Origin of the sequence: Bartonella sp. AP88HLJMH (assembly GCF_042195605.1) — a bacterium.
Classification (GTDB): Bacteria; Pseudomonadota; Alphaproteobacteria; order Rhizobiales; family Rhizobiaceae; genus Bartonella.
In genome coordinates this window covers 1-4,734 of the sequence record NZ_JBHIOR010000041.1, presented here as the reverse complement: position 1 = coordinate 4,734, position 4,734 = coordinate 1, and the positions used below count along the sequence as shown (strand labels likewise).

At 39.1% G+C, this 4,734-nt stretch carries 4 protein-coding genes and 1 pseudogene; 4 read left to right on the top strand and 1 reads right to left on the bottom strand.

Translation table 11 applies throughout. From position 1 onward, the window contains the following. Window positions 1-12: 12 nt before the first annotated feature. Window positions 13-552: a hypothetical protein gene (locus tag ACFIMA_RS09105; RefSeq protein ID WP_375693390.1), complete on the top strand. Its 540-nt coding sequence runs from the start codon at window positions 13-15 to the stop codon at window positions 550-552. On the opposite strand, the gene ACFIMA_RS09100 is transcribed toward ACFIMA_RS09105, so the two are convergent. Then, the gene (locus ACFIMA_RS09100; protein WP_375613769.1) at window positions 546-1,007 is read right to left on the bottom strand and encodes a hypothetical protein; all 462 of its coding nucleotides are present in this window, start codon (window positions 1,005-1,007) and stop codon (window positions 546-548) included. The genes ACFIMA_RS09105 and ACFIMA_RS09100 overlap by 7 nt on opposite strands. A 210-nt stretch (window positions 1,008-1,217) precedes the next feature. Here ACFIMA_RS09100 and ACFIMA_RS09095 point away from each other — a divergent pair, with 210 nt between their 5' ends. The 3 genes and pseudogenes from ACFIMA_RS09095 to ACFIMA_RS09085 all read left to right on the top strand — a co-directional run. Beyond that, the gene (locus ACFIMA_RS09095; RefSeq protein WP_375693391.1) at window positions 1,218-1,550 is read left to right on the top strand and encodes a hypothetical protein; all 333 of its coding nucleotides are present in this window, start codon (window positions 1,218-1,220) and stop codon (window positions 1,548-1,550) included. Continuing rightward, the gene (locus tag ACFIMA_RS09090) at window positions 1,531-2,859 is read left to right on the top strand and encodes a PBSX family phage terminase large subunit (RefSeq protein WP_375693760.1); all 1,329 of its coding nucleotides are present in this window, start codon (window positions 1,531-1,533) and stop codon (window positions 2,857-2,859) included. The genes ACFIMA_RS09095 and ACFIMA_RS09090 overlap by 20 nt, the downstream gene beginning before the upstream one ends. Then, window positions 2,844-3,599, top strand: a pseudogene (locus tag ACFIMA_RS09085) (portal protein); the annotation flags it as partial. The gene ACFIMA_RS09090 and the pseudogene ACFIMA_RS09085, both read left to right, overlap by 16 nt. Window positions 3,600-4,734 lie beyond the last annotated feature (1,135 nt).

The following is a 4,734-nucleotide window of genomic DNA, read 5'->3' as shown; positions in this document are numbered from 1 at the left end:
CTGAGGACATAAGTGAAAAAAAACAAAAAGAGGGGACGCCCTAAAATAGCAGGGCAGCTAAGAGAACCAAACGGACGTATATCACGTTGCAAAACACCGCGTGAAGCCGTTGATAAATTGGCAATAGAAATGCGTGCAAAGCGCTTCGGTTTAACGCTACAGGAGGCAAAAAATCCACTTTCTGGTACTTATATAGGGCGACTTTGTTTAAAAGGCGTGCTTACTCAAGAGCAATATGATGCCGCGCAACAGTACCTACAGATAAGAAATAATTACCTTTGTGCAAAAGGCTTGCCTAATGCAATTTATGACGAAATGCCATCATCTTCTGATGATAAAGCAAGAGACAAGTGGGTAGCATTTGCAACAGAGCAGTTTATAAACATGCAAGAGGCACTAAAAGAAGCCCAATGCCTCTATAGACAGTATAATCTTCATGCTGCGTTACAGTCCCTCGTTATAGAAGATCAAATGCTACCACACCTTGTGAATTCATTACGCGTTGCTCTTAATGTGCTTCAGAAGCACTTTTGCAAAAATAACTATCAATAGAATATGAAGGGAATGGCAATAACAGCTAAGACGGTCATTATTGTAAATAAAAACGCAGGAATCTTTAACCTAAATCTCCAGAGTATGTTAATCGGAAGAGACATTATGGTGATTATTATAAAGCCTATTACGAACCATTCTATTATTTGTTTTTTTTTAGAATGATGTTTTAATAATTCATAATAGTCTTTTTCACTTATAGAAGCTAGTCTAATGTCATTTCCGAGTTCTTCTCTGAGTTTTTTAAACTTATTAAAATTATAATCCAATATTTCTTCTGAAATACAAGTAACAAAAGAAGATGGATTTCGTACATCACGCAAAACAGGAATTTGGCCATCTGGGCATAGTTTTAAATACCTATCTTCTGCTAATGATTGACTACTTATATGGCTAGTGAATAAGATACTTATTATTCCGAATAAGGCAATTTTCTTTAAATACGATAATAACATTAGATTTTATCTTGTTTTTCATTGTAGCATCTTCGCTTCATACAGATTCCCTTTGAAATTATCAATATGTGTTATTTTTATGTTGACAAAGTGTAGCAAATCGTATTTAATGACATTACTGTACTTAGGCGTATTGTGTCTAGAGAGGGAAATGTACAGTTCAAAATCCCCGCAAATGCGGGGTTTTTTATTATCTGGAGGGCGTATTTTATGACATCAGAAAATACACAGCAGGCTCCACAACCCATTAAAAAGCGTATACCACCAAAGGCAGGTCAAGGGCGTGTCAAAGGCGTTCCGAATAAGATGACGCGCATTTTAAAAGAAGCAGTGGTTAAGGCTGCTGAGAATGCTGGGAATAAAATTGGCAATGATGGTTTGATCTCCTATTTGGAAAAGCAGGCTATAGAATGTCCAGCGGCTTATTTAGCGTTGCTTGGTAAGGTGTTGCCTTTACAGGTAACAGGTGAAGATGGGGGAGCCATTAAGGTGATAACGCGTGTAGAAATCGCGCCTTTGGTCAATGACAACACGACAGATTAGTATTGTACCAAAACTCATTCCTATTTTTGCAGGGGACGCTTTGGTACGGGCGGCTTGGGGTGGACGAGGGTCTGGAAAGACAAGATCATTTGCATTGATGGCTGCTTTAAAAGGCTATCAATTTGGTATGCAGGGGATATCGGGGACCATTCTTTGTGCACGTCAGTTTCAGAATTCGCTAGCAGAGAGTTCATTGGAGGAGATTAAGCGCGCCATTGAAGCGCACGACTTTTTAAAGGACTATTACAAGGTTGGGGAATCTTCGATTAAGTCGATAGATGGTCGCGTAGCCTTTCAGTTTTCTGGTCTTGACCGTAATATTGCGAGCATTAAATCGATGGGGCGCATTTTGCTTTGTTGGGTTGATGAAGCAGAGCCGGTAACAGAGACGGCTTGGCAAACGCTTATACCGACTTTGCGAGAAGAAGGAAAAGATTGGAATGCAGAATTATGGGTGACATGGAACCCGTTGCGAGAGAATGCACCCGTTGAGAAGCGGTTTCGCTTTTCAGACAATGAGGCAATTAAGCGTGTGGAGATCAACTGGTCAGACAATCCGAAGTTTCCGAAAATCTTGAATGAAGCACGACTTGATGATCTGAGAAACCGCCCCGAGACCTATAAGCATATCTGGGAAGGGGATTATCTTACAGCGGTTCAAGGCGCTTATTATCAAAAGGAAATGTTGGCAGCCGAGCAAGAGGGGCGGATAGGGCGTGTTGCTCGTGACCCTTTAATGCAAATACGTGCTTTTTGGGACATTGGGGGGACAGGCGCCAAGGCAGATGCCACGGCGATATGGATAGCGCAATTTGTTGGTAGAGAGATCAGAGTGCTTGATTATTACGAAGCACAGGGACAGCCGTTATCGGAACATATCGGTTGGTTGCGTCAAAATGGTTATGAGAAGGCATTGATGGTTCTCCCCCATGATGGTGCAACAAGAGACCGTGTACACAATGTGAGTTTTGAGAGTGCTTTAAATGATGCGGGTTTTGAAACGCAAGTCATTCCTAATCAAGGGGCAGGTGCTGTTAAGATGCGAATAGAGGCGGTGCGACGTATTTTACCTTCAGTATGGTTTAACGAAGAGACAACCGTAGCGGGTCGTAAAGCACTGAATTGGTATCATGAGAAATGGGATGAGAAGCGCAATATTGGCTTGGGAGCAGAGCATGATTGGTCCAGTCATGGTGCGGATGCCTTTGGCTTGATGTGTGTGGGTTATGAACAGCCGGTGCAGAAACAGAAGAGACCAGCTTATAGCGGTAGAGAAACTTATGAAAGCACGTCATGGATGGCAGAATGATGTATGATGAAGAGCATTTAGAGAAAGAAAGTAACGCATCAGATTTGTCGACAGAAGGCTTATTTCGCAAGCTTGTGAGCTGGTACAAAGAAGATGTTGAGCATGTGAACAAATGGCGCGAACATGCAAGAGAGGATTTTCGATTTTACAATGGTGATCAGTGGAATGAGGCTGATTTAGCGGCGTTAAAAGAGCAACGCCGCCCCGTTATGACGTTTAACCGTATTGCACCATTGGTTAATGCCGTTGTGGGTTCAGAGCGTAACAATAAACGAGAGGTGCAATTCATTCCCCGTCAAATAGGCAAGGCATTGCCAAGTGAATTGCTTACAGGAGCAGCGGAATGGTTTCGCGATATGGCACATGCTGAATATGCAGATAGTGATGCTTTCCAAGACGCTGTCATCTGCGGCATGGGCTGGACCGATACGCGGCTTGATTATGAGAACAGTATAGATGGTGAACCGGTTATTACGCGTTTAGATCCTTTAAAAATGGTTTGGGATAGTGCAGCGGTGCAACCGAATTTAACCGATGCACAACGCATGTGGTATGTAGACCGCAAGCCCTTGGAAGTAGCCAAGCAGATGTTTCCAAAAGCCCATTGGAGTGAACTGAGTGCTGATTGGGCGCGTGATGGGGCTGCTTATGAAGGCATTCATCATAATGATCTTGAAGCTTACGATGATGAGAAGGGCATTGATGTTGAAAACGGTCGTCGGATGGTCACACTTGTTGAAGGACATTATAAACAAAAACACAATAAAGTCAATAGTTTGTATGCAATTATTTTATATAAATCCACTTAAGAATCCACACTTTTATGCATGATTCATTTGATCATTTTTTATATAAGATTGCCATGTATGAATAGACCATAAAAAGCAAATCATGATGTAAATGTTATAACGCATGTGTGCATTCAAATGAAATGAAAAGCAGATATCATTTATAACAGTTTATAAATTTTATGATACGTTTTTATCACAGCACAAATCACATTGTTTAAAAATTTAGTCGTTTGGAATTATCGATTATACGTTTAAAGAATGGTATAAGTTTTGCTCTTTTTTGAGCGAAACCTTAAAAAGGAATAATAGGTTTAATTTATAAAGATTGCATAAAAGGATTAAGGATAAAATCGCTTTTAAAACGCTTACTAAAAGTTAAAAAAACGATAAAGAGGTATTTTATATCTTATGAAATGAAAAGCCTTTTAATGAATAGATTGCAGACTAGTTTTTAAGAACGGAATTATTCGCTTCCACAAAAAAAATGGAGGCGGGTAATACCATAGCAGTAAAATACTATTTTACCTTAGGTATGGTACTAAAAAACGTTTTAAAAGTTACCATTTAAAAGTACAGAGTACAAATATAGAGCGATTAATTTGCAAAGAAGTTCTGTTTAAAAGAAACTTATGAAAGCCTTTCTAAATGAACGTTTAAACGTTTGAAACAGATGTTTATAACAGTTTTTAAAGCCTTGCGTTTGATAAAAGCGGTTATTTATTTGTCTTATGAGAGATTGTTTTGAAAACCAATACTCGTAAATGTAAAAAACGAGTTTTGTTAAAGCTAACAAGCGTTTTGATTTTATAGAATGCGTTATTTGAATTCACTCAGCTCGATTTTGAGCTTAGTATATTGAAACGTTTTAAAAGAAGCATCATGATCATGGGTTTTGTTTTCAATGAATCTCTTTAAAAGATAAAGACGTTATGATTAATACGTTTGAGAGAAACAAAAAGCATTTATAGGCTCTCTCATTCAAAAGAGTGATTAAAGATCATACGCATCATTTACATTCCTTTTGATAAGTTTTCATATCTCTCATAGAGCGCTTGCAATATGATACGTTTTGTATATATGCATT